Source organism: Saccharopolyspora sp. NFXS83 (assembly GCF_026241095.1).
Classification (GTDB): Bacteria; Actinomycetota; Actinomycetes; order Mycobacteriales; family Pseudonocardiaceae; genus Saccharopolyspora_C.
In genome coordinates this window covers 78,031-103,413 of the sequence record NZ_JAPFGB010000005.1, presented here as the reverse complement: position 1 = coordinate 103,413, position 25,383 = coordinate 78,031, and the positions used below count along the sequence as shown (strand labels likewise).

Below are 25,383 nucleotides of genomic sequence, written 5' to 3'. Positions count from 1 at the left end.
GATCCGCTCCATGGTGAGATCGGTCCGGGCGCGGCGCCGAGTGCGGGAACGATTCGAACCCGGTGGTGGAGACGCTGGGTGCTGAACCGGTTCGGAGGTTCGCCTTAACGTGCGGGCGCGTCGTCGAGCCGGTCGGTTTCCGCCGAGGACTTCGGGCGGTGCGTGGTCGGCGTTCGGCCGAGTCCCCGCGCATCGGGTGAAGTCCGGGGCTCGTGGTCACCTGCACGGGTAGGACCGGATGCGAGGTCTTGACCGGAGCCGTTCGAGGCTCGGTGAGGCAGGACACGAATCGTCGGTCGAATGCCGGTCCTCCCGTTCACCAGGGGTAATCTGATCGTTCTGTCTCTCGTGGATGGGTCGGATCCGCGGGCATCGACCGGAGAAGGTGGGTCATGAGCGTCAGCGGTGATCGAGTTCCGGATTCCGGTGTTCCCGATGGAAGGCCCGTCCGGTGACGTTGTCGATGAACCGCGGAACCGAGTCGCCCGTCTCCGATTTCCCCGTCTTCGACCTGCTGGCACAACCGCATTCGCCCGGTTCGACCGCGGCAGCCGCCGCGCTCGCGCGCACCGCGCTGGCCGTGCCGGAGCCACCCGCGACCGCGCTGTTCGACGCGGGCCCGGCCGCCCCGGAGCGCACCCTGCTGGACGTGCTCGCGGCCACCGTGAGCGCCCACCCGGAGGCGCTCGCCCTGGACACGGGTTCCGAGACCTTCACCTACCGGCAGTTGGCGGACCGCGTCGAGTCCGACGCCCGACGGCTCACCGAGGCGGGCATCGGTCGCGGCGACCGGGTCGGGATCCGCGTCGAGTCGGGCACGTCCGAGCTGTACCTGGGCATCCTCGCGGTGCTCGCGGCGGGCGCGGCCTACGTGCCGGTCGACGCCGACGATCCGCCGGAACGCGCGGAGCTGGTGTTCGGCGAGGCCGAGGTGTGCGCGGTGCTCACCGGCGGTGAGCCGGTCGAGCGGGGTGCCCCGACGGGCCTGGGCGGTTCGCCGGAGCCGGGCGACGACGCGTGGATCATCTTCACCTCCGGATCGACCGGCACCCCGAAGGGGGTGGCGGTGCGGCACCGCTCGGCGGCGGCGTTCGTGGACGCCGAGGCGCGGCTGTTCCTGCGGGACGCGCCGATCGGGCCCGAAGACCGGGTGCTCGCGGGTTTGTCGGTCGCCTTCGACGCGTCCTGCGAGGAGATGTGGCTGGCCTGGCGGCACGGCGCCTGCTTGGTGCCCGCACCGCGTTCCCTGGTGCGCACCGGTGCCGACTTGGGGCCGTGGCTGGTGCGGCGGCGGATCAGCGTGGTCTCCACGGTGCCGACGCTGGCCGCGCTGTGGCCCGCGGAGGCGCTGTCCGGGGTGCGGCTGCTCATCTTCGGCGGTGAGGCCTGCCCGCCGGAGCTGGCGGAGCGGCTCGTCGCCGACGGTCGCGAGGTGTGGAACACCTACGGCCCGACCGAGGCGACCGTGGTGGCCTGCGCGGCACGGCTGGACGGGCGGGGGCCGGTGCGGATCGGGCTGCCGCTGGCGGGCTGGCGGCTCGCGGTGGTCGACGAGCGCGGGGTGCCGGTGGCCCCGGGCGCGCAGGGCGAGCTGGTGATCGGCGGTGCCGGACTCGCCCGCTACCTGGATCCGGCCAAGGACGCGGAGAAGTTCGCGCCGATGCCGTCGCTGGGCTGGTCGCGGGCCTACCGCAGCGGGGACCTGGTGCGCGCCGATCCGGAGGGGCTGGTGTTCGCCGGTCGCGCCGACGAGCAGATCAAGCTCGGCGGCAGGCGCATCGAGCTCGGTGAGGTCGATGCCGCGCTGCAGGGACTGCCCGGCGTGGCGGGCGCGGCGGCGGCGGTGCGCCGAACGAAGGTCGGCGGCGAGCTGCTCGTCGGCTACCTCGTCGCCGAGGACGCCACCGAGTTCGACACCGACGACGCCGTGCGCAGGTTGCGGGAGGTGCTGCCCGCTTCGCTGGTCCCGCTGCCCGCGGTGGTGGACGCGTTGCCGACGCGCACCTCCGGCAAGGTGGACCGCGCGGCGCTGCCCTGGCCGTTGCCGCAGCGGGAGCAGCCGCTGGTCAACGGGCTGTCGGAGACCGAGTCGTGGCTGGTCGAGGAGTGGGCGGAGGTCCTCGGCATGCGCCCGGACGGGCCGGACGCGGACTTCTTCCGGCTCGGTGGCGGCAGCCTCGCCGCGGCCCAGCTGGTGACGCGGTTGCGCGCCCGGCATCCGCAGGTCTCGGTCGCCGACCTCTACCAGCACCCGCGGCTCGGTGAGCTCGCGGCGGAGCTGGACGAGCTGGACGCGGTGACGACCGCCCGCTCCGAGGTCGACCCGGTCCCGCGGCGGATGGGTTGGTGCCAGCTGCTGCTGATGATCCCGCTGTGCACGCTCACCGGGCTGCGGTGGACGACGGTGCTTGCGGCGATCGGCACCGTGCTCTCGGCGGCGGGCCTCGCGTGGGCTCCGTCGGCGTCCTGGTGGGCGCTGGTCGCGGCATGGGTGGTGCTGTTCAGCCCGCTGGGGCGGATCGTGCTCGCCACGGGCGGCATCAGGATGCTGCTGCACCGGGTCCGTCCGGGCCGCTACCCGCGCGGCGGGGGCGTGCACCTGCGGTTGTGGGCGGCACAGCAGTGGGACCAGCGGTGCGGGGCGAGTTCGGTCTCCGGGGCGTTCTGGACGACGCACTACGCGAAGGCACTCGGCGCGAAGATCGGCGAGGACGTCGACCTGCATTCGCCGCCGCCGGTGACGGGGCTGCTCAAGGTGGGCCGCGGCGCGGCGATCGAGCCCGAAGTGGACCTGTCCGGGCACTGGGTGGACGGCGACACCGTCCACATCGGACGGGTCCGGATCGGGGCGGGCGCCCGCGTGGGCGCGCGGAGCACGCTGCTGCCGGACTCTCGGGTGGGCAAGGGCGCGGAGGCCGCCGCGGGCTCGACCGTCTACGGCGTGATCCCGGCGCACCAGCGCTGGTCCGGCTCGCCCGCGGCGCGTTCCGCGAGCGGCCCGGCGAAGTGGCCCGCGCACCGCCCGCCGCGCTCCCGCACGTGGAGCGCGGTGTACGGCCTCACCTCGGCGTTGTTCGCTGCGGTACCGGTGGTGGCGGCGGTGCCCGCGCTGGTGATCGTCGCCGCCGCGCTGGCGGGCACACCGACGCTGCGGGCCGGGCTGGGAGCCGCGCTCGCGGCGGTCCCGGCGGCGACGGCCGCGTACTTCGGCGGCTACATGCTGCTGGTGCTGGTCGCGGTGCGGGCGCTCGGTGTCGGCCTGCGCGAGGGCCACCACCCGGTGCACGGGCGCATCGCCTGGCAGGTGTGGACGACGGAACGCCTGATGGGCATGGCCCGCACCGCGTTGTTCCCGCTGTACGCCAGCGTGCTCACGCCGATGTGGCTGCGGCTGCTGGGGGCGAAGGTGGGCCGCGGCGCGGAGATCTCCACGGTGCTGGCGCTGCCGAAGATGACGAAGGTCGCCGACGGGGCCTTTCTCGCCGACGACACCATGGTGGCCACCTACGAGCTGGGGCACGGCTGGTTGCACGTCGCCCCGGCCCGCATCGGCAAGGAGGCGTTCCTCGGCAACTCCGGCATGACCGCTCCGGGCCGTTCGGTGCCCAAGCGCGGGCTGGTCGGGGTGCTCTCGTCCACGCCGCGCAAGGCGAAGAAGGGCTCGTCGTACCTGGGCATGCCGCCGATGCCGTTGCGGCGCGCGAAGGTGCGCTCGGATGCGGAACGCACCTTCGACCCGCCGCTGCGGCTGGTGTTCGCCCGGGCGCTGGTGGAGCTGTGCCGGATCGTGCCCGTGATGGCCTCGATGGCGCTGGCGGTGCTCGCGCTCGGCGCGCTCGCGTGGCTGTGGGCCGCGGCCGGGCCGTGGGCCGCGGCGGCGTTGTCCGGGATCGTGCTGCTGGCGGCGGGCGTGCTGGCGTGCGCGGTGACGACGCTGGCGAAGTGGGTGCTGGTGGGCCGGTTCCGGGTGCGCCAGCAGCCGCTGTGGAGCTCGTTCGTGTGGCGCGGCGAGCTCGCCGACACCTTCGTCGAGGTGCTGGCGGTGCCGTGGCTGGCGGGTGCCGCGACGGGCACGCCGCTGCTGACGACGTGGCTGCGCACGATGGGCGCGCGCATCGGTCGCGGCGCGTGGGTGGAGACCTACTGGCTGCCGGAGTCGGACCTGGTGCGCCTCGGCGCCGGGGCGACGGTGAACCGGGGGTGCGTGGTGCAGACCCACCTGTTCCATGATCGGATCATGAGCATGGACGAGGTGGTGCTGGACGAGGGCGCGACGCTCGGCCCGCACGGGATCGTGCTGCCCGGCGCGAGCATCGGCGCGCGCACGACGGTCGGTCCGGGCTCGCTGATCACCCGCGGGGACGCGGTGCCCGCGGACTCGCGCTGGCGCGGCAACCCGATCTCCGCGTGGCGGGGCGGGAAGCGGCGCTCATGACGGCCGCGCCGGGAGCTGACCGCTCCGCGGACTCGTACCTGCCGGCGCACGGCAACGGCGGCTACCGCGTCGAGCACTACGACTTGGACCTGGACTACCGCGTCGGTCCGAACCGGCTGTCCGGGGACGTGACCGTTTCGGCGGTGGCGACCCAGGCGTTGTCGGCGCTGAGCCTGGACTTCGCGGACCTGCGGGTGCGCCGGGTGCTCGTCGACGGCGAGCCCGCGAAGTTCGGCCACCGCGCGGGCAAGCTGCGCGTCCGGCCGCGGCGGGCGATCTCCGACGGCGCCGGGTTCCAGGTGCGGGTCCGGTACGCGGGAAATCCGCGCCCGGTGCGCGGGCAGTGGGGCGACATCGGCTGGGACGAGCTGACCGAGGGGTCGCTGGTGGCCAGCCAGCCGATCGGCGCGCCGTCCTGGTTCCCCTGCAACGACCACCCGTCGGACAAGGCCGCCTACCGGGTGTCGGTGACCGCGGACGCGGGTTTCTCCGTGCTGGTCACGGGTGATCTGCTGTCGCGGCGCACCAGCGGCGCGGGCTCCATCCGGTGGGTCTACGAGCGGACCGAGCCCACGCCGACGTACCTGATGGGCGTGCACACCGGGCGGTACGAGGAGGTCGAGCTGGCGGCCGGCCCGGTGCCGCAGCGGGCGGCGGTGCCCGCGCACCTGGTGCCGGTGTTCCGGGAGACCTTCGGGCGCCACGGCGAGATCATGCGGGTGCTCGGCGAGCTGTTCGGCCCGTACCCGTTCGCGGAGTACGTCGTCGTGATCACCGACGACGACTTGGAGGAGCCGATCGAGGCCCAGGGCCTGTCGGTGTTCGGCCGCAACCTGCTCGACGGGCACCGCACCCACGAGCGGCTGGTGGTGCACGAGCTGGCCCACCAGTGGTTCGGCAACGCGCTGACCCTCGGAGACTGGCGCGACATCTGGCTCAACGAGGGGTTCGCGACCTACGCGGAGTGGTTGTGGTCGGAGGCCGCCGGCGAGGGCACCGCCGCCGAGCACGCCCGCGAGTGGCACGCGCGGATGCGCCGGGCCGAGCCCGGCCTGCGGGTCGCGGATCCGGGGGTGGCGCGGATGTTCGACGAGGGCGTGTACAAGCGCGGGGCGCTGACGTTGCACGCGTTGCGCGGCGAACTCGGCGACGAGGCGTTCTTCGGGTTGCTGCGGCGCTGGGTGGCCGAGCACCGGCACGCCACGGTGTCCACCGCCGAGTTCACCGCGCTGGCCCAGGAGTACGCGGTGCGTCCGCTGGAGGGCTTGTTCGAGACCTGGTTGCACGGCACCGAAACGCCCGCGGACTCAGGTTTCTGAGGCGACCTCGGATCCGGGGTCGCGGATCCGCTCCCCGGCTTGCGCGACCCGGCCGAGCAGGCCGAGCAGTTGTTCGCGTTCCGCGCCGTCGAGGGGCGTCAGCAGGATCTCGATCATCCGTTCGGTGCGCCGCACCAGCCCGGTGTGCGCGGTCCGCCCGGGTTCGGTCAGCCGCAGCACGTTGCGCCTGGCGTCGGCGCTGTCCCTGGCTCGTTCGACGAGTCCGCGGCGGACCAGCCGGGTGATGACGTCGGCGGCGGTGGAGCGGTCCAGCGCGATCCGTTCGGCGAGCGTGCGCTGATCGAGCCCTCCCTCGTCGGCGAGCCCGTTGAGCACCGCGAACTGCGGCGGGGTGACGTCGTCGGAGACCGCCGCCGCCCACAGCATCGTGTGCACCTGCTGGACGCGCCGGAACAGGTGGCCGGGATGAGTGCTGAGATCGATGGAACCCACCCGCCCATTGTGCGACACCGGTGATCCGATCCGTGTACGGATCATGTCTGCATCGAGCGAGGGGTGGTCGATTCGTTGACAACCTGGTCTTCGCGGTGGACCGTGTACCCAATTCATCCGTACACGGAGCAATTCGAGTGCGAGGCCGAAGGAGATGTCGATGCGGACCAGCGTGGCCATCATCGGAGCGGGACCCGCGGGCCTGCTGCTGGCGCGGTTGCTGCAACGCCAGGGGATCGAGTCGGTCGTGCTGGAATCCCGCTCGCGGGAGCACGTCGAGCACCGGCAGCGCGCCGGGATCCTCGAACAGGGCACCGTCGACGTGCTGCGGAGCTGCGGCGCGGGGGAGCGGATGGACCGCGAGGGCCTGCCCCACGACGGGATCGAGCTGCGCTTCGGCGGCGCCGGGCACCGCATCGACATGGCCGCGCTCACCGGCGGGCGCCAGGTGATGGTGTACGCCCAGACCGAAGTGGTGCGCGACCTGGTCGCGCTGCGGATCGAGTCCGGGGCACCGCTGCTGTTCGACGCCGAGGTCTCCGAAGTGCGGGGAGCCGACACCGCGCACCCGCGGGTCCACTACCGCCGCGCCGGAGCGGAGCACGTTCTCGACGCCGACTACGTCGTCGGCGCGGACGGCTTCCACGGGGTCGCCCGCAAGGCGATTCCCGCGGAGCGGGTCCGCACCTACGAGCGGACCTACCCCTTCGCGTGGCTCGGCATCCTCGCCGACGTCGCACCGTCCACCGAGGAACTGATCTACGCGAGCCACGAGCGCGGATTCGCGCTGCACAGCATGCGCACCCCGCAGGTCAGCAGGCTCTACCTGCAGGTTCCGCCGGACACCGACGTGCGGGACTGGCCGGACGAGCGGATCTGGGACGAGCTGGACGTGCGGTTCGCCGTGGACGGGGACTGGCGGCTGGAACGCGGGCCGATCACCGACAAGTCGGTCACCCCGATGCGCAGCTTCGTCGCGGAACCGCTGCGCTACGGCAGGTTGCTGCTGGCGGGCGACGCCGCGCACATCGTGCCGCCCACCGGCGCGAAGGGGCTCAACCTCGCGGTGGCCGACGTGGCGCTGCTGGCGCAGGCGCTCACCGCCGCGCTCGGCCGCGGCGACGACCGAGAGCTGGAGTCCTATTCGGACACCGCGTTGCGCCGGGTGTGGCGCGCCGAGCACTTCTCGTACTTCATGACGACCTTGCTGCACGCCGATCCGGCGGCCGACGACTTCGCCCGCCGCCTGCAGCGATCCCACTTGGACCACGTCGTCGGCTCGACCGCGGCGGCCACCTCGCTGGCGGAGAACTACGTCGGGTTCCCGCTGGGGGCGGAGCTGTGAACGGCCGGTGATCGCCGGGCGTCAGTCGGCGTGGCGGGCGCGGAGTTCCCGGCGCAGGAGCTTTCCGGTGGTCGTCTTGGGGAGCTCGGTGAGGACCTCGACCTGCCTGGGGTACTTGTAGGCCGCCAGCCGCGTGCGGCAGAACTCGACCAGTTCCTCCGGTGTGGCACCGTGATCGGGCCGCAGGCTCACGTACGCCCGCACCGTCTCGCCCCGGTAGGCGTCGGGCACGCCGATCACGGCGGCCTCGCGGACGGCGGGATGTTCGTAGAGCACGTCCTCCACTTCGCGCGGCCACACCTTGAAGCCGCCGGCGTTGATCTGGTCCTTCTTGCGGTCCACCAGGTAGAACCAGCCCTCGGCGTCCATCCGGGCGACGTCGCCGGTGCGAAGATCCCCGCCGGGCAGCGCGGATTCGCTCTCCTCCGGTTTGCCCCAGTACCCGGCGACCACCTGCGGGCCGGAGATCACCAGCTCGCCGACTTCGCCCGGCGCCAGCTCCCGGCCGTCCTCGCCGATGATCCGCGCGTGCGTCGAGTACACGGGCACGCCCACCGACAGCGCGCCCGAACCCTCGTCCACCGGTGCCTCCGCCGCCCACGGCTGGGCGAACGCGGCGGAGGTCGTCTCGGTGAGCCCGTAGACGTTGTGGATCCGCTGCCCGAATCGCCGCTCGAACGCGAGCACGGTGCTCGGCGGGATCGGTGCCCCGCCCGAGTAGATCCGCCGCAGGCTCGCCAGGTCCTCCCGCATCGCGTCGGTGTTGAGCAGCGCGATGAACACGGTGATCGCCCCGACGGTGAACGTGGGCCGGTGCTCGCGCACGGCGTCGACGACGACACCGGGTTCGAAGCGGTGGGTGAGCACCAGCGGCGCCGGGGTCAGCAGCGCCAGCGCCAGGTGTCCCACCAGGCCGGTGATGTGGAACAGCGGAGCCACCCCGAGGATCACGTCGTCGGGACCGAGGCCGATCCAGTCCCGCCACACCCGCGCGTCGAACACGATGTTGCGGTGGGTGTTCATCGCCCCCTTGGGCGGCCCGGTGGTGCCGGAGGTGTAGGTGAGCACCGCGACGTCCTCGGGCCCGAGCGGAACCGGAACGGGGCGCCTGCCCCGATGTTCGTCGAGCAGCGCGGCGAGGTCGGTGGTGCCCGCGGGCACGCCCGCGTCCGGTTCCGGCAGGATCCGCGGGTCGTCGCGGGTCTGGTGCGCGTGCTCGGCGGTGGTGATCGTCCAGGTCACGTCGGTGTCCGCCAGCACTCCGGCGGCGACCTGCTCGTGCAGCCCGCGCAGCGCCACCAGCACCGTCGCCCCGGAGTCCGCCAGCAGCAGTGCGAGCTCGCGGCGCTTGTTCATCGGGTTGATCGGAACCGCGACGCAGCCCGCCTTCCACGCGCCGATCAGCGCGATGGCGAACTGCGGCACGTTCTGCAGGTACAGCGCCACCCGCTCGCCCGCCGCCACGCCCTGGTCCTGCAGCGCGCCGGCGAACGCGTCGCTGAGCCCGTCGAGCTCGGCGGCGGTGAGCGCCGCGTCGAAGTAGTGGATCAGCGGCCGGTCCGGGAACCGCCGCACGGCGTCCTGGAACATGGCCACGGCGTGCGGGTGCTCGGCGTCGAGGTCGGTCGGCTGCGCCGCGTCGTACCGGGCCAGCCAAGGACGCTCGTGGTAGGCGGACATGCGTTCACGGTTGGCCGCGCGGGCCGTGCTCGTCAAGTGTCCTTGAGCAGTTCGCGCACCAACTCGGAGACCTGCTCGGTCTCGATGAGGAACCCGTCGTGGCCGTACGGGGAGCCGATGATCCGGGCCGAGGTGCCGAGTCCGCGGGCGAGGGAGTGCTGATCGGCGGGCGGGAAGAGGCGGTCGCTGTCCACCCCGGCGACCAGCGTCCGGGCGCCGACCCGGCTCAGCGCCCCGCTCACCCCGCCGCGGTCCCGGCCCACGTCGTGCGCGGACATGGCTTCGGTGAGCCGCACGTAGCTCGCGGCGTCGAACCGGCGCACCAGCTTCGCCGCGTGGTGGTCGAGGTAGGACTCCACGGCGTAGCGCCCGCCCGCCGCCGGGTCTTCGCCGTCCTGGGCCGCCGAACCGAACCGGACCTGCAGCTCGTGCGGGCTGCGGTAGGTGAGGTGCGCGATCCGGCGCGCCAGCCCGAGCCCCGCGTGCGGGCCGCGCCCGGCGGGCAGCTCGTGGTAGTCGCCGCCCAGCCAGTCCGGGTCGGCGCGGATCGCGTGCAGCTGCGCCGAGGACCAGGCGATCTGCTCCGCGGAGGCGACCGCGCCGCAGCACAGCAGCAATGCCGAGCGCACCCGTTCCGGCTGGTCCACGGCCCACTCCAGCGCGCGCATCCCGCCGAGCGAGCCGCCGATCACCGCCGCCCAGCCGTCCACGCCCAGCGCGTCGGCGAGCGCCACCTCGGCGCGCACCAGGTCCCGCACGGTCAGCGCGGGGAACCGGCCTCCCCAGGTCTTGCCGTCCGGAGCGGTATCGGCCGGTCCGGTGCTGCCCTGGCAACCGCCGAGCGCGTTCGGCGCCACCACGAACCACCGGTCCGTGTCCAACGCGAGACCCGGTCCGACGACGCCTTCCCACCAACCGGCGCTCGGATGCCCCGGCTCGGCGGGGCCGCGCAGGTGGGTGTCCCCGGTGAGGGCGTGCAGCACCAGCACGGCGTTGCCGCCGTCCGGGTCGAGAGTTCCCCACGTCTCGTAGGCGAGCCGCGCGCCGGTGAGCCGGGAACCCGACTGCAGGTCCAGCGGATCGAGCCCGAGCCAGCGCCGCCGGCCGGGCGGGTGCCCTTCCCGCCAGGCACCGGTGGCGGGAAGGGGCCGCGACGTCATCTGCTCAGCTCTCCAGCTCGGCCTTCGCCGCGCGGAACGCCGACTCCAGGTCGGCCTTGAGGTCGTCGACGTTCTCGATGCCGACCGACAGGCGCACCAGGCCGGGCGTCACCCCAGCGTCGAGCTGCTCCTGCTCGGTCAGCTGGCTGTGCGTGGTGCTCGCCGGGTGCGCGATGAGGCTGCGCACGTCGCCGATGTTGACCAGGTGGCTGAACAGCGAGACGCCCTCGACGAACTCGCGGCCCGCCGAGACGCCGCCGCGCAGCTCGAAGGACACGATGGCGCCGAACCCGTTGCTCAGGTAGCGGTTGCCGAGCTCGTGCCACGGGCTCGACGGCAGGCCCGCGAAGTGCACCTTCGCCACTTCGTCCCGGCCTTCGAGCCATTCGGCGAGCTCCAGGGCGTTGCGGTTGTGCCGCTCGATGCGCAGCGACAACGTCTCCAGGCCCTGCAGCACGAGGAACGCGTTGAACGGCGAGATCGCCGGACCGAGGTCGCGCAGGCCCTGCACCCGCAGCTTCGCGGCGAAGGCGCCGTGGCCGAGCGCGGGCCAGTAGCGCAGGCCGTGGTAGCTCGGGTCGGGCTCGTTGAAGCCGGGGAAGCGCTCCGGGGCGGCGCCGAAGTCGAAGGTGCCGCCGTCCACGACGATGCCGCCGACGGCGGTGCCGTGGCCGCCGAGGTACTTCGTCGCCGAGTGCACGACGATGTCCGCGCCGTGCTCCAGCGGGCGCAGCACGTAGGGGGTGGTGACGGTGTTGTCCACGACCAGCGGTACGCCCGCCTCGTGCGCGACGTCGGCGACGGTGCGCACGTCGAGCACGTTGCTGCGCGGGTTGCCCAGCGATTCGGCGAACACCAGCTTGGTGTTCGGCCGGATCGCGGCGCGCCAGGCGTCGGGGTTGTCGAAGTCGTCGACGAACGTGGTCTCGATGCCCAGCTTCGGCAGCGTGTGGTGGAACAGGTTGTAGGTGCCGCCGTACAGCGAGGAGCTGGCGACCAGGTGGTCACCGGCCTGCGCCAAGGTCAGCACCGCGAGCGTCTCGGCCGCCTGCCCGGAGGCGACGGCGACCGCGCCGACCCCGCCTTCCAGCCGCGCGACGCGCTGCTCCAGCACGTCCTGGGTGGGGTTGTTGATGCGGGTGTAGATGTTGCCGGGCTCGGCGAGGCTGAACAGGTCCTGCGCGTGCTGGGTGTCGCGGAAGACGTACGAGGTGGTCTGGTAGATCGGCGTGGCTCGGGCGCCGGTCGCCGGATCGGGCTGCGCCCCGGCGTGGACCTGGAGCGTGTCGAACGACCAGCCGGCCTCGGCGGTGGCGTCGTTCGGGGCGGGGACGTCAGCGGGCATGGGAACTCCACAGTGGACGGTGGCGCGGCGGGCGCCACGAAGGCGAGGGAGATGGCGAGATGCCCGTCGCGAAGCTGCGACGGGTGAGGTGGTGCGGCGGCTCAGCGTCCGCGGCGCGGGAAGATCAGCGGGCGCGACAAGCGGACGTGGTCACGCGCACGAGATCAACGTGTCGGCGTTCCACCAGGCGGATCATGTGGCGGAGCTTAACCGCTGCGGCACGCGGAGCAACAGGACGTTCACCATTCGGGAGCATCACCGCGACCGAACGCACCGGAAACCGAGGTTCCCGACGGAACTGTCCGGCGTGTTGGAGGTGCGCGCCGCCACCCGGTAGCGGTTGCAGTACGACTCGTGGCACAGGTAGGAGCCGCCGCGCATCACCCGGCTGCCGCCGTCCGGCGGGCCCTGCGGATCGGTCGAGCCCGCCGCGGCGGGCTCGGTGCCCCAGCGGTCCGCGCACCACTCCCACACGTTGCCCGCCACGTTGTGCAGGCCGAAACCGTTGGCGGGGAAGGAATCCGCCGGCGCGGTGCCGCGGAACCCGTCCTCGACGAGGTTCTTCGCGGGGAACATGCCCTGCCAGATGTTGCAGCGGTGCTCGCCGTCCGGGGTGAGCTCGTCGCCCCACGGGTAGCGGCGCTGCTCCAGGCCGCCGCGAGCGGCGAACTCCCACTCGGCCTCGGTGGGCAGCCGCCCGCCGGACCACCGGCAGTAGGCGTCGGCGTCGTTCCAGGACACGTGCACCACGGGGTGATCGGCGCGGTCGTCCACGCCCGAACCGGGCCCCTCGGGGCTGCGCCAGGTGGCGCCTTCCACGCCGCACCACCACGGGGTCTGCTCCGGTCGGGGCGCTGATCGGCGCAGCGCTCCGGGCAGGAACGCGGCGAAGACGTAGGACCAGCCGAAGTGCTCGGCGTCGGTGACGAATCCGGTGTCGGCGACGAACTCGGCGAACTCGGCGTTGGTGACGGCCAGCGGGCCGATGTCGAACGGGCTCACCCGCACCTCGCGCACCGGGCCTTCCCCGTCCTGCGGGAAGCCGTCGGCGTCGGTGGTGCCCATCAGGAACGCGCCGCCGTCCAACGCGATCCAGCGGCGGTCGAGAGCCGTGGCGGCGGGGGCGGGAGCGTCGGGCGGGACACCCGCTTCGGTCCGGCTGCGCCCAGGGGCGCAGCAGCCGCCGTGCTCGTCCGCCGTGCTCCGGTCCGCATCGTTCACGGCGACCACTCTAGGAGCGTTTTCGGCGCGCGCACGCGGGTGGGGTGGTGGCGTGCGTCTCCCGCGCGGAGGTGTCGAAGTGCGAGGACCGATCCGGCCGGTGCAACGACCGGATCAGTCCACAAGAGACGGACGTGTGATCAGGAATGGGTGCGCGACTCGCGCACCAGCTGGGCCACCGCGGCCCCGGCTCCCCTGAACCCGTCGTCGAGCAGATCGGTGAACATCACCGCGCCCACCACGAGCACGAACAACATCACCACAACGAGAATGAACATGACGCAACCCCTTTCACCAGGAACATCGTCTTCCGGGAGAGATCGTTACCGGGCGTGGGAGTGACGCGCGCGACGCACGTTCCGCGGTGCTGCCGGAACCTCGGTGACTGCCACTAATCTAGGGGAGTGCGAACACCTCGGCCTGATTCACCGCGGCCGGTCTCCGGGCGGCCGAACCCGGCGTTGTGGGTTTGGTACGCGTTCGGCGGCAAGTTGCCGGAACGGTGCGCCGAGTGGGTGCTGCACGACGTGACCTGCCGGACGTGGGTGCTGCGCCACCTGGCGCGGGCGCTGACGCAGCTCTCGCCGTTCTGCCTGCTGGTGCTGCTGCCGGGGCCGTGGTCGATCAGGTTGACCGCGGTCGGGATGGGGTTGTTCGTGGGCTTGTTCTACTCGCTGTGCCTGATGGGGGAAGCGTGCGAGCACCGGGTGATCAAGCACGGCTACCCGCCCGGGATCGGTCGGGAGACGCGGCAGCTGCGCAAGGACGTGGAGCGGGCGGGCAAGCGCGGAACCGGGTCCCGCCCGTGGTGGCAGTGACCGGCCCGCCCGTCGGGGACGCGCTGGCCGACGCCGAACCCGCCGCCTTCTGGCCGGACCGCACGCCCGGCCTGCCACGGGCGGCACTGCCCGGCTCGGAGTCCGCCGACCTCGTCGTGGTCGGTGCCGGGCTGACCGGCCTGTGGACCGCCGTCCTCGCGAAGCAGCGCGAGCCCGATCTGGACGTGCTCGTCCTGGAGGCCGGGCGGGCCGGGTCCGGAGGCAGCGCGCGCAGCGGCGGATTCCTGTCCGAGTCGCTCACCCACGGCCTCGCCCACGGCGCGCAGCTGTGGCCCGCGGAGATCGGCGCGCTCGCCGAGCTGGGCAGGCGCAACCTCCGCGAGATCGGCGAGTTCGTCGAGTCGGAGGGGATCGACGCGGACCTGCGGTGGTGCGGGAAGACCGCCGTGGCCACCGAGCCGCACCAGGTCGGCGAGCTGCGCGACGAGGCCGACCTCTACCGCGAGCACGGTTTCTCCGCGGTGTTCCAGGGCGCGGGCGGGGTTCGCGCCGACCTGCGCTCGGACTCGTTCCGCGCGGGCCTGCGATTACCGGACGCCGGGGGCCTGGTGGACCCGGCGAAGCTGGTGGGCGGGCTCGTCGCGGCGGCCGAACGGCTCGGCGTGCGGGTGCACGAGCGCAGCCCGGTCGGCTCGCTGCGCTCCCACGGCGGCGGGCTGCGACTTCGATGTCGACAAGGGACGGTCCGGGCGGGGCGGGCGGTGCTCGCGACGAACGCGTTCCCGGCCCTGCTGCGGGGGCTGCGCCGCCGCGTGCTGCCGATCTGGGACTACGTGCTGGTCACCGAACCGCTCTCGGAGGCGGCGTGGGCGTCGCTGGGCTGGCACGACCGGCAGGGGGTGACCGACTCGCACAACCTGTTCCACTACTTCCGGCCGACTCCGGACGGCCGGATCCTGTGGGGCGGCGGTGCCGCCGAGTACTACTTCGGCGGTCGCACGGCCCCGGCGCTCGCCGCGCGGCCCGAACCGCACCGGCGGCTCGCCACGACGTTCTTCGCGACCTTCCCGCAGCTGGCGGGGACCCGGTTCAGCCACCGCTGGGGCGGCCCGATCGACGCGACCACCCGGTCCACTCCGGTGTTCGGCACCGCGCTCGCCGGCCGGGTCGCCTACGCCGCCGGGTTCACCGGCCTCGGCGTCGCCGCTTCCAGGTTCGGCGGGCAGGTCGCGCTGGACCTGCTCGCGGGCGAACCCACCGACCGCACCCGTTCCGCGCTGGTGCGCACCCGGCCGCTGCCGTACCCGCCGGAGCCGTTGCGCTGGCCGCTGGTGCGGTTCACCCACCGGGCGCTGGAACGCGCCGACGCCTCCGCCGGGGAGCGAGGGCCGTGGCTGCGCCTGCTCGACCGGCACGGGCTCGGGCTCGGCAGCTGATCGACGGCGGCACCCCTCCGGTCCGACACACCGGCGCTTCCTCCTTCTGAGCGAACCCGCCGCGAGGCCGCTCCCGGCCGGTGCCCGCGTTCCCGCAGCGAGAGCCGGTCTCGGAAGACTTGGCGGTGCTCAGTGGAAACGATCGTCGGCGGCGCGGTCATTGCAGGGCCCCGGACCGGGCCATATGTTCGGGACGTCCCTGCCCGTCCCGTGCACGAGGGGTGTCGCCATGCCGAACCGAGTTCGCGCCGCACTGGTCCAGGCGAAGTGGACCGGCGACGCCCAGTCCATGATCGACGCGCACGAGCAGCACACCCGCGCCGCCGCCGCCCAGGGCGCCCAGGTGATCGGCTTCCAGGAGGTGTTCAACGCGCCTTACTTCTGCCAGGTGCAGGAGGCCGAGCACTACCGCTGGGCCGAGGCGGTCCCGGACGGTCCCACCACCACCAGGATGCGGGCGCTGGCGCGCGAACTGCGGATGGTGATCGTCGTGCCGATCTTCGAGCTCGACGGGCCGGGGTTCTACTACAACACCGCCGCCGTCATCGACGCCGACGGCGAATACCTCGGCAAGTACCGCAAGCACCACCTGCCGCACCTGCCCGGGTTCTGGGAGAAGTTCTACTTCCGGCCCGGCAACCTCGGCTGGCCGGTGTTCGACACCGCGGTCGGCCGGGTCGGCGTCTACATCTGCTACGACCGGCACTTCCCGGAAGGCTGGCGGGCGCTGGGGCTGGCCGGGGCGCAGCTGGTCTACAACCCGTCGGCGACCAGCCGCGGGCTGTCGTCCTACCTGTGGAAGCTGGAACAACCGGCCGCCGCCGTCGCCAACGAGTACTTCGTCGCCGCGATCAACCGGGTCGGCGTGGAGGAGTACGGCGACAACGACTTCTACGGCAGCAGCTACTTCGTCGACCCCTACGGGCGCTTCGTCGGCGACGTGGCCAGCGACGGCGAGGAAGAACTCGTCGTGCGCGACCTCGACTTCGACCTGATCGACGAGGTCCGCACCAAGTGGGCCTTCTACCGAGACCGCCGCCCCGACGCCTACGGCCTGCTCACCGAACCCTGAGCGCCCTGCGCAGGTCCGCTCGGCCCCGCGCGGCAACCGCTCGGGCGCCGACGAGACCCGGACGCCGCCCAGACTCAGACGAAGACCTGCACGCGCCGAACCGGGCGGGTTCGCGGCCGAGCTCCGCGACGGCCGGACCCGCGGCGGGCGCCGACCACCGGAACCTCCGGGGCGAGAGGAAGGAACGCGATGACCGACACGGGCACGCACACCGAGCTGGCGAAGCGGCGCAAGGCGGTGCTGCCGGACTGGGTCGCGACCTACTACCAGGACCCGATCGACGTGGAACGCGGCGAAGGACGCCACGTCTGGGACGCCGAGGGCAACCGGTACCTGGACTTCTTCGGCGGCATCCTCACCACGATGACCGCGCACGCGCTGCCCGAGGTGACCGCCGCGGTCAGCGAGCAGGCCGGGCGCATCCTGCACTCCTCGACGCTGTACCTGAACCGGCCGATGGTGGAGCTCGCCGAACGCGTCGCGGAGCTCTCCGGCATCGAGGACCCGCGGGTGTTCTTCACCTCCAGCGGCACCGAGGCCAACGACACCGCCCTGCTGCTGGCCACCGGCCACCGCGCCTCGAATCAGGTGCTGGCGCTGCGCAACAGCTACCACGGCCGGTCCTTCTCGGCGCTGGCCATCACCGGCAACCGGGCCTGGTCGCCGACGAGCCTGTCCCCGGTGCAGACGACCTACGTGCACGGCAGCAGGCGTCGGGGCACCGCGCTCGCGGGGCTCTCCGACGAGGACTTCACGGCGGCCTGCGTGGACGACCTGGAGGACGTGCTCGGCCAGCTGCACGGCAACGTGGCCTGCCTGATCGCCGAACCCATCCAGGGCGTCGGCGGTTTCGCCGTGCCACCGGACGGCCTGTTCGCCCGCTTCAAGGAGGTGCTCGACCGGCACGGCATCCTGTGGATCAGCGACGAGGTGCAGACCGGCTGGGGCCGCACCGGCGAGCACTTCTGGGGCTGGCAGGCGCACGGAGACAGCGGCCCGCCGGACATCGTCACGTTCGCCAAGGGGCTCGGCAACGGGCTGTCCATCGGCGGGGTGATCGCGAGCGCGGAGATCATGAACAGCGTCAAGGCGAGCTCGCTGTCCACCTTCGGCGGCAGCCCGATCACCACCGCCGGTGCGCTGGCGAACCTGAACCACCTGCTGGCCCACGACCTGCAGGGCAACGCCCAGCGGGTCGGCGCCGTGCTGCGCGCGGAACTCGACGACGCCCGGCTCCGGCTGCCGCACGTGGCCGACGTGCGGGGCAAGGGACTCATGATCGGTGTCGAGCTGGTGCGTCCCGGCACCGGTGAACCGGATGCCGCCGCTGCCACCGCGGTGCTGGAGCACACCAAGAGCGCCGGGCTGCTCATCGGCAAGGGCGGTCTGGACGGCAACGTGCTGCGCATCGCACCGCCGCTGAGCCTCACCGAGCCCGAAGCCCGCGAGGGCGCCGCGGTCCTGGTCGACGCGCTCACCAGAGCGGGGGAGCGGCCATGACGAGAACGGTGATCCGCGGCGGACTGGTGATCACGGCGACCGAGGAGGTCGAAGCCGACGTCCTCGTCGTCGACGAGCAGGTCGCCGCGCTGGCCACCCCCGAACTCGGCGAGCAGTGGCTCACCGACGCCGACGCGGTGCTCGACGCGAGCGGGCAGTACGTGATCCCCGGCGGGGTGGACGGGCACACCCACATGGAGATGCCCTTCGGCGGCACCTTCTCCTCCGACACGTTCGAGACCGGCACCCGCGCCGCCGCGTGGGGCGGCACCACGACGATCATCGACTTCGCCATCCAGTCCATCGGACGTTCCGCGCGGGAAGGCCTCGACACCTGGCACGCCAAGGCCGACGGGCGCTGCGCGGTGGACTACGGGTTCCACCTGATCCTCTCCGACGTGCACGACGCGTCGCTGCGGGAACTGGACGGCCTGGTCGCCGACGGCGTGACCAGCTTCAAGATGTTCATGGCCTACCCGGGCGTGTTCTACAGCGACGACGGCCGCATCCTGCGCGCGATGCAGCAGGCCGCGGGCAACGGTGCGCTGACCATGCTGCACGCCGAGAACGGCATCGCGATCGACGTGCTCGTGCAGCAGGCCCTGGCGGCGGGTCGCACCGACCCCCGCCAGCACGGCGCCGTGCGGCACCCGCTGCTGGAGGCGGAGGCCACCCACCGCGCCATCCAGCTCGCCAGGGTCGCCGACGCCCCGATCTACGTCGTGCACGTCTCCGCCTCCGAAGCGCTCGCCGAGATCGCCCGCGCTCGCGACGCCGGGCTCAACGTGTTCGGCGAAACCTGCCCGCAGTACCTGTTCCTCACCGTCGACGAACTGGCCCGCCCGGACTTCGAAGGCGCCAAGTTCGTCTGCTCCACCCCGCTGCGCCCCGAGGAGCACCAGCGGGAGCTGTGGCGCGGCCTGCGCACCAACGACCTCTCGGTCGTGTCCACCGACCACTGCCCGTTCTGCTTCACCCCGCAGAAGGAGCTGGGGCTGGGGGACTTCTCGAAGATCCCGAACGGGATGCCCGGCGTGGAACACCGGGTGGACCTGCTGCACCAAGGCGTCGTCGACGGGCACATCGGCCGTCGCCGCTGGGTGGAGCTGGCCAGCACCACGCCGGCGCGGATGTTCGGCCTGCACCCGCGCAAGGGCACCATCGCGCCCGGATCCGACGCCGACATCGTGATCTACGACCCGCACGCCGAACAGGTCCTCTCCGCCGAGACGCACCACATGAACGTCGACTACAGCGCCTACGAGGGCAAGACCATCACCGGACGGGTCCGCACCGTGCTCTCCCGCGGTCAGGTCATCGTCGACGACGGCCACTACCGGGGCCGCGCCGGACACGGGCGTTTCCTTCCTCGCGACACCTGCCAATACTTGATCTAGTCACCACGGAGGCGCGTCATGCGGTTCGGGATCGTGCTGCAAACCGACCCACCGGCCTGGTCGGTGGTGGACCTGATGAGGCGGGCCGAGGCACTGGGCTTCACCCACGGGTGGACCTTCGATTCCTGCGTTCTGTGGCAGGAACCGTTCGTCATCCACAGCCAGATCCTCGCCGCGACCGACCGGCTGATCGTCGGGCCGATGGTGACCAACCCGTCCACCCGCGACTGGTCGGTCACCGCGTCCACGTTCGCCACGCTCAACGAGATGTTCGGCAACCGGACGGTCTGCGGGATCGGCCGCGGCGACTCGGCGCTGCGCGTCACCGGAGGCAAGCCGAACACGCTGGCCACCCTGGAAAGCGCCATCGGCGTGATCCGGGACCTGGCCGAAGGCCGGGAGGCGGACGTCGACGGCACCCCCGTCCGGCTGCCGTGGGTGCGCGACGGCGCGCTCCCGGTCTGGATGGGCGCCTACGGCCCGAGAGCGCTGGACCTCGCGGGCCGGGTCGCCGACGGCGTGATCATCCAGCTCGCCGACCCGCTGCTGACCCGGTGGATGGTCGAACACGTCCGGGACGCCGCCCGGAACGCGGGCCGCGATCCCGACGCGATCACCGTCTGCGCCGCCGCGCCCGCCTACGTCGGGCAGGACCTCGACCACGCGCGGAACCAGTGCCGGTGGTTCGGCGGCATGGTCGGCAACCACGTCGCCGACCTGGTGCGCCGCTACGGTGCCGACTCCGATGCCGTCCCGGCGGCGTTGACGGACTACATCCGCGGGCGCGACGGCTACGACTACTCCCACCACGGGCGCGCGGACAACGCCAGCACCGACTTCGTGCCCGACGAGATCGTCGACCGGTTCTGCTTGCTCGGACCGCCGGAAGCGCACCGGGACAAGCTCGCCGAACTGCACGACGCCGGAGTCCACCAGTTCGCGGCCTACGCCATGCACGACGCCGTCGAGTCCACAGTCGAGGAATACGGGCGATCGATCATCCCCGAACCGGCGTGAAGAGTTCATCCCAGCACCGGTGATTCGACACCGGGACCGCACCTACCGTCGGGCTGTTCCCACCACGAACGAACGGAGCAGCCGTGCAACGACGTCACTTCCTGCGCGCCGCGGTCCTGGGAGCGGGCACCTCGGTCGCCTTCGGCTTCAGCGTCACCCGCCAGGCCATCGCCTTCCCCGCGCTGCCCGGCCCGAGCCCCTACGGCGACCTGCTGGCCGCCGACGCCAACGGCATCATGCTGCCGGAGGGGTTCACCAGCCGAGTCCTGGCCCGCGCCACCGAGACCGTCGTCGGTACGAACCACACCTGGCACAGCGCTCCCGACGGCGGTGCCTGCTTCGCGGACGGCGACGGCTGGATCTACGTGTCGAACTCGGAGGTCCCGCTGACCGGAGGCGTCAGCGCGCTCAAGTTCAACGGTGCCGCCGAGATCACCGACGCCTACCCGATCCTGACCGGCACCACGCAGAACTGCTCCGGCGGCGCGACGCCGTGGAACACCTGGCTGTCCTGCGAGGAAACCGACCGCGGCGCGGTGCACGAAACCGACCCGTGGGGCGTGCGGGCGGCCGTGCGGCACCCGGCGATGGGACTGTTCAAGCACGAGGCCGCCGCGGTGGACCCCGACCGGGAGGTCGTCTACCTCACCGAGGACGAGTCGGACGGGTGCTTCTACCGGTTCGTGCCCACCACCTGGGAGGACATGTCCGCGGGCACCTTGCAGGTGCTCACCGAGGACGGTTCCGGGCTGGCCTGGGCGGACGTGCCCGACCCGGCGGCCGGCACCACGCGCACCCGCGAGCAGGTCGCCGCCGCCAAGCACTTCGACGGGGGCGAGGGCGCCTACTACCGCGCGGGCACCTGCTACTTCACCACCAAGGGCGACAACCGGGTGTGGGCCTACGACGCGGAGCGCGACGCCCTCGCCGTCGCCTACGACGACGAGATCTCGAACCCGCCGCTGACCGGGGTGGACAACATCACCGGCACCGCCGCCGGTGACCTCTACGTCGCCGAGGACGGCGGCAACATGGAGATCTGCCTGATCACCCCGGACGACGTCGTCGCGCCGTTCCTGCGGGTCGCGGGGCAGGACGGCTCGGAGCTCTGCGGCGTCGCGTTCAGCCCTGCCGGTGACCGGCTCTACTTCTCCTCGCAGCGCGGCACCATCGGGGACAGCAGCGGCGGCATCACCTACGAGGTCACCGGCCCGTTCCGCGGTTGACGTTCTTCCCCCGGGGTCGGATAGCGGGAACCGCACCGGCTCCGCCACCGTCGGGCGACGCCGAAATTCAGCCGTGCAACGACGTTCGGTGACGCCTCGGTCACCGGTTCGACCGTGATCGGCGTCTGAAATGACGTCAGGAGAGACTGTTCGCCATGCGAGGGCGAACGGGTTTCGGATGGACACTCCACGGCGACGGCACCACACCGCGCCCAGGTGAGTCGGTGGCGCCCGGCGAACGGCTCACCTGGGGCCGCACCATCGGCTTCGGAGCGCAGCACGTGGTTGCCATGTTCGGCGCGACGTTCGTGTTCCCCGTCCTGATGGGACTCGACCCGAACCTCGCGATCATGGTCTCGGGCGGGGCCACGATCCTGTTCCTGCTCGTCGTGCAAGGCAAGATCCCCAGCTACCTGGGCAGCAGCGCATCGTTCGTCGGAGCGGTCACCGCGATCCGCGCCGGTGGGGGCGACACGGCCACGGTCACCGGAGCCATCCTGGTGTCGGGCGCGGTGCTCGCCGCGGTCGGCGCGGTGGTGCACTTCGCCGGTCCCGGCGTCGTGCACCGGCTGCTGCCGCCGGTGCTGTCCGGAGCGGTGGTGCTGCTGATCGGGTTCAACCTGGCCCCGGTGGTGGCCGAGACCTACTGGCCGCAGGACCAGTGGATCGCGCTCATCACGATGATCATCGTGGTGGCGGGAAGCGTGCTGCTGCCCGGATTCCTGGGGCGCATCGCGGTGTTCCTCGGGCTCGCCGGCGGCTACCTGCTGTCCTGGGCGTTCGACGTGCTCTTCGGCCCGATCACCGCGCCGAACGCGGACGGAGTCGTCGGCACCCACCCGCGGGTGGACCTCAGCGGAGTCGCGAACGCGCCGTGGTTCGGACTGCCCGAGGTGCACGCCCCGTCCTTCTCCGCGTCGGCGATCATCGTGGTGCTGCCCGCGGTGATCGCCCTGCTCGCCGAGAACACCGGGCACGTCAAGGCTGTGGAGGAGATGACCGGCACCGACCTGCAGGGCAGCCTCGGGCGGGCCGTGTTCGCCGACGGCTTCGCCACGACCCTCTCCAGCGCTCTGGGCGGCCCGCCGACCACCACCTACGCCGAGAACATCGGCGTCATGGCCGCCACCCGCGTGTACTCGACGGCCGCCTACTGGGTGGCGGCGGTCGTGGCCATCGGCTTCGGCCTGTGCCCGAAGTTCGGCGCCGTCGTGGCCGCCATCCCGGGCGGCGTGCTGGGCGGCATCACCGTGGTGCTCTACGGCATGGTCGGGCTGCTCGGCGTGAAGATCTGGGTGCAGAACCGCGTGGACTTCGCCGACCCGGTCAACCTGCTGCCGGTGGCGGCCGGCGTCATCGCGGGCATCGGTGACGTCTCGCTCACCTTCACCCCGAGCCTGAGCCTCAGCGGCATCGCCCTCGGCACCGTGATCACCCTCCTCGGCTACCACCTGCTCCGCGCCTTCAGCCCCGCTCGGAACGGGTGACGGCGGATCAGCCGGTGGCGAGCGCCGGGGCGAGCAGCCCGCGGACCTCGTGGGCCGCGCTCCGACCGGCTCGGTTGGTCCCGATGGTGCTGGCCGACGGGCCGTAACCCACCAGGTGCAGCCGGGGTTCGGCCACCACCCGAGTCCCGTCCATGCGGATGCCGCCGCCCGGTTCCCGCAGGCCCAGCGGGGCCAGGTGGTCCAGGGCGGCCCGGAAACCGGTGGCCCAGAGGATCACGTCGACGGGCAGCTGCCGGCCGTCCGCCCACCGGAGCCCGTTCGGGGTGAGGCGCTCGAACATCGGGTTCCGGTCCAGCACACCTCGCTCCCGCGCCCGCTGGACGGCGGCCGTGGGCGGTAGCCCGGTCACGCTCACGACGCTGCCCGGCGGCAGCCCGGCCCGAACCCGGCGATCGACCTCCGCGACCGCCCGGCGCCCGCGGTCGGTGGTGAACTCGTCGTCGCCGAACACCGGCGGACGGCGCGTCACCCACGTCGTCTCGGCCACCTCGGAGATCTCCGCCAGCAGTTCCACCGCGGAGATCCCGCCGCCGACGACGGCGACCCGCATCCCGCGGAACTCCGCCGCGTCGCGGAAGTCCGCGACGTGCAGCTGCCTGCCGGTGAACGTCCGCTGACCCGGGTAGTGCGGCAGGAACGGCTTCGTCCACGTCCCGGTCGCGTTGATCACCGCTCGGGCCGCCCAGGTGCCCGCGCCGGACTCCACGAGCAAGCGGTCGCCGAGGCCGCGCCGCACCGCCCGCACCTCGACCGGCCGCCGGACCGGCAGCTCGAACTCGCGCTCGTAGCGGGCGAAGTACTCCGAGACCACCTCCGAAGCGGGCCGCGCCCCGTCCTTCTCCTCCAGGGCGAGGCCCGGCAGGTCGTGGATCCCGTGCACGCCACCGATCCGCAACGACGGCCAGCGGTGCCGCCACGCGCCGCCCGCTGCGGCGTTCCCGTCCAGCACCACGAACTCGCGGTCCGGCTCGAACCCGGCACGCCGCAAGTGGTGCGCGCTGCTGAGCCCGGCCTGCCCGGCTCCGATGACGACGACCTCGACCTCGTGCTCCGCCACACCCGGCGCAACGCCGGAACCAGGCGCGAACGTCCCTCACCCGCTGTGGTGTCCGCCACCCGAAAGCTCACCCGGAGGGGTGCGACGCACGCCACTGCGACCCCTCTTTAACGCACCCGAAACAAAGCCCTAGTATCGGGGTGCAAGTGGGTGTTCGGCCCCGAACCTCTTTCGATCGCAAGACCCGTGCGGGCACGCGTGCGCGCCCGTTCGCGCGCTCGGAAGACGGGGAGGTCAGCAGAAAGGAGGCAAGGAAAGTGGCAATGGTGTGGGTGGCTCTCGCAGTTGAGGCGATCGTGCTGCTGGCGGTGGCAGGCGTGGCGGTCAGGTGGGTGAACAAACCCGCGCTGAACACTCCCGCTCAGCCCGCTGAGCAGGTCCCGGCGGTGGAGCCGGTGGGCGCGCTGGTCGAGCAGCCCGCCTGAGTGCGGCGCAACGGGCTTGTCCGGTCCGGGCAAGCCCCACGCCAGAAGTGAACCCCTATCGCGTGACTTTCTCTCCGCGTTACACGCTATTCGAGTGAATTGCGCCGCGCATTCTTGTCGCGACGCTCGAAACGCGTTCCAGACCGCCGCGAAACGCGGAGGTACTAGTTATCCGAATTCGATTCACGTGCACCGGTTCCGCGTGGCGGGACTCGGGCGGCGACGGCTGACGGTCCGCGACCGATAGGGTGACCAGGACCTCGTCCGACGACCGCGGAAGGCAGCCGTGACCACATCCCAGCAACGGCCTCAGACCGGCAAGGCCGGATCGGTGTTCGCGGACTACCGGAAGTTCGCCGCCCGCGCGGCACGCAAACCCGGCTTGGTGGGCGCGGTGGCGCCCAGCTCGCCGTACCTCGCCCGCGAGATGGCCGCGGTCGTCCCGCGCTCGCGACCGGCCGCCGACGAGCGGACCGGGCCGGTCGTCGTGGAGCTCGGCCCCGGCACCGGCGCGCTCAGCAGGGCCGTGCGCGACCGGCTGCCCGAAGGCGGACGGCACCTCGCGATCGAACTCGACGGCGGCATGGTCGAGCACCTGCGCGCCGATCTGCCCTGGCTGGAGGTCGTGCAGGGCGACGCGGCGAAGCTGCGCGCGCTGCTGGCCGACGCGGGGGTGGCCGAGGTGGACGCCGTGATCAGCGGTCTGCCGTGGTCGATCTTCTCCGCGGAGCTGCAGCGCGACATCCTCAGCGAGGTCGGCAAGGTGCTCGCTCCCGGCGGCGCGTTCACCACCTTCGCCTACGTGCACGCCCTGGGCATGGCCGGGGCCCGCGGTTTCCGGCGCCGGTTGGACGGCGCCTTCGACGAGGTGCTCACCAGCCGCACCGTGTGGCGCAACGTCCCGCCCGCGCGGATCTACACCTGCCGGCGTCCCAGCGACTGACCGGGCTCGGGACCGATCAGGACGGTTCGGACGCCTTCGACCACCGGAACAGAGCATGTCCAGCG

The 25,383-nt window shown here is 72.4% G+C and carries 20 protein-coding genes; 13 read left to right on the top strand and 7 right to left on the bottom strand.

Features of this window, described 5'->3' with window-relative positions; genetic code table 11:
• Positions 1–463: 463 nt before the first annotated feature.
• Positions 464–4,435, top strand: coding sequence for a Pls/PosA family non-ribosomal peptide synthetase (locus OOZ19_RS07305; RefSeq protein ID WP_266089245.1), 3,972 nt, complete (start codon positions 464–466; stop codon positions 4,433–4,435).
• Entirely contained in the window at positions 4,432–5,754 is a 1,323-nt protein-coding gene (locus OOZ19_RS07300) for a M1 family metallopeptidase (RefSeq protein WP_266089420.1), read from the top strand. Before OOZ19_RS07305 ends, OOZ19_RS07300 begins: the two co-directional genes overlap by 4 nt.
• On the opposite strand, the gene OOZ19_RS07295 is transcribed toward OOZ19_RS07300, so the two are convergent.
• On the bottom strand, positions 5,743–6,207 hold the full coding sequence (locus OOZ19_RS07295; protein ID WP_266089244.1) for a MarR family winged helix-turn-helix transcriptional regulator: 465 nt from the start codon (positions 6,205–6,207) through the stop codon (positions 5,743–5,745). The two genes, OOZ19_RS07300 and OOZ19_RS07295, sit on opposite strands and share 12 nt — an antisense overlap.
• A gap of 160 nt (positions 6,208–6,367) precedes the next feature.
• Between OOZ19_RS07295 and OOZ19_RS07290 the strand changes: the two genes are divergently transcribed.
• Positions 6,368–7,552 (top strand): 4-hydroxybenzoate 3-monooxygenase, encoded by a 1,185-nt coding sequence (locus tag OOZ19_RS07290; protein WP_266089243.1) that lies wholly within the window; start codon positions 6,368–6,370, stop codon positions 7,550–7,552.
• Between the two features lie 21 nt (positions 7,553–7,573).
• Here OOZ19_RS07290 and OOZ19_RS07285 read toward each other — a convergent pair whose 3' ends face one another.
• The 5 genes from OOZ19_RS07285 to OOZ19_RS07265 form a co-directional block, all read right to left on the bottom strand.
• Complete coding sequence (locus tag OOZ19_RS07285) at positions 7,574–9,232, bottom strand: AMP-binding protein (protein WP_266089242.1); 1,659 nt, start codon at positions 9,230–9,232, stop codon at positions 7,574–7,576.
• Between the two features lie 32 nt (positions 9,233–9,264).
• Positions 9,265–10,392, bottom strand: coding sequence for a homoserine O-acetyltransferase MetX (metX, locus tag OOZ19_RS07280; RefSeq protein WP_266089241.1), 1,128 nt, complete (start codon positions 10,390–10,392; stop codon positions 9,265–9,267).
• 4 nt (positions 10,393–10,396) lie between these two features.
• Entirely contained in the window at positions 10,397–11,737 is a 1,341-nt protein-coding gene (locus OOZ19_RS07275; protein WP_266089240.1) for a bifunctional o-acetylhomoserine/o-acetylserine sulfhydrylase, read from the bottom strand.
• 255 nt (positions 11,738–11,992) lie between these two features.
• On the bottom strand, positions 11,993–12,958 hold the full coding sequence (locus OOZ19_RS07270) for a formylglycine-generating enzyme family protein (protein WP_416309407.1): 966 nt from the start codon (positions 12,956–12,958) through the stop codon (positions 11,993–11,995).
• Between the two features lie 140 nt (positions 12,959–13,098).
• Positions 13,099–13,236, bottom strand: a complete 138-nt coding sequence (locus OOZ19_RS07265; protein WP_184478905.1) for a hypothetical protein — start codon at positions 13,234–13,236, stop codon at positions 13,099–13,101.
• Between the two features lie 126 nt (positions 13,237–13,362).
• Between OOZ19_RS07265 and OOZ19_RS07260 the strand changes: the two genes are divergently transcribed.
• The 8 genes from OOZ19_RS07260 (at position 13,363) to OOZ19_RS07225 (ending at position 22,872) form a co-directional block, all read left to right on the top strand.
• On the top strand, positions 13,363–13,776 hold the full coding sequence (locus OOZ19_RS07260; protein ID WP_266089239.1) for a DUF5313 family protein: 414 nt from the start codon (positions 13,363–13,365) through the stop codon (positions 13,774–13,776).
• Positions 13,764–15,173 (top strand): NAD(P)/FAD-dependent oxidoreductase, encoded by a 1,410-nt coding sequence (locus OOZ19_RS07255; protein ID WP_266089238.1) that lies wholly within the window; start codon positions 13,764–13,766, stop codon positions 15,171–15,173. Before OOZ19_RS07260 ends, OOZ19_RS07255 begins: the two co-directional genes overlap by 13 nt.
• Positions 15,174–15,402: 229 nt before the next feature.
• Positions 15,403–16,245, top strand: a complete 843-nt coding sequence (locus OOZ19_RS07250) for a nitrilase-related carbon-nitrogen hydrolase (RefSeq protein WP_266089237.1) — start codon at positions 15,403–15,405, stop codon at positions 16,243–16,245.
• A 189-nt stretch (positions 16,246–16,434) separates the two neighbouring features.
• Positions 16,435–17,745 (top strand): aspartate aminotransferase family protein, encoded by a 1,311-nt coding sequence (locus OOZ19_RS07245; RefSeq protein ID WP_266089236.1) that lies wholly within the window; start codon positions 16,435–16,437, stop codon positions 17,743–17,745.
• Complete coding sequence (gene hydA, locus OOZ19_RS07240; RefSeq protein WP_266089235.1) at positions 17,742–19,142, top strand: dihydropyrimidinase; 1,401 nt, start codon at positions 17,742–17,744, stop codon at positions 19,140–19,142. The genes OOZ19_RS07245 and hydA overlap by 4 nt, the downstream gene beginning before the upstream one ends.
• An 18-nt stretch (positions 19,143–19,160) precedes the next feature.
• Entirely contained in the window at positions 19,161–20,159 is a 999-nt protein-coding gene (locus tag OOZ19_RS07235; protein ID WP_266089234.1) for a TIGR03842 family LLM class F420-dependent oxidoreductase, read from the top strand.
• An 83-nt stretch (positions 20,160–20,242) separates the two neighbouring features.
• Positions 20,243–21,385: an alkaline phosphatase PhoX gene (locus tag OOZ19_RS07230; RefSeq protein WP_266089233.1), complete on the top strand. Its 1,143-nt coding sequence runs from the start codon at positions 20,243–20,245 to the stop codon at positions 21,383–21,385.
• Between the two features lie 155 nt (positions 21,386–21,540).
• Positions 21,541–22,872 carry a uracil-xanthine permease family protein gene (locus OOZ19_RS07225; protein ID WP_266089232.1) on the top strand — a complete coding sequence of 444 codons (1,332 nt, stop codon included), beginning with the start codon at positions 21,541–21,543 and terminating at the stop codon, positions 22,870–22,872.
• 7 nt (positions 22,873–22,879) lie between these two features.
• Here OOZ19_RS07225 and OOZ19_RS07220 read toward each other — a convergent pair whose 3' ends face one another.
• The gene (locus OOZ19_RS07220; protein ID WP_266089231.1) at positions 22,880–23,950 is read right to left on the bottom strand and encodes an NAD(P)-binding domain-containing protein; all 1,071 of its coding nucleotides are present in this window, start codon (positions 23,948–23,950) and stop codon (positions 22,880–22,882) included.
• A gap of 272 nt (positions 23,951–24,222) precedes the next feature.
• Here OOZ19_RS07220 and OOZ19_RS07215 point away from each other — a divergent pair, with 272 nt between their 5' ends.
• Together OOZ19_RS07215 and OOZ19_RS07210 are read left to right on the top strand one after the other, a co-directional pair.
• Positions 24,223–24,375 carry a hypothetical protein gene (locus OOZ19_RS07215; protein WP_266089426.1) on the top strand — a complete coding sequence of 51 codons (153 nt, stop codon included), beginning with the start codon at positions 24,223–24,225 and terminating at the stop codon, positions 24,373–24,375.
• Positions 24,376–24,661: 286 nt separating this feature from the next.
• Entirely contained in the window at positions 24,662–25,318 is a 657-nt protein-coding gene (locus OOZ19_RS07210; protein WP_266089230.1) for a class I SAM-dependent methyltransferase, read from the top strand.
• Positions 25,319–25,383 lie beyond the last annotated feature (65 nt).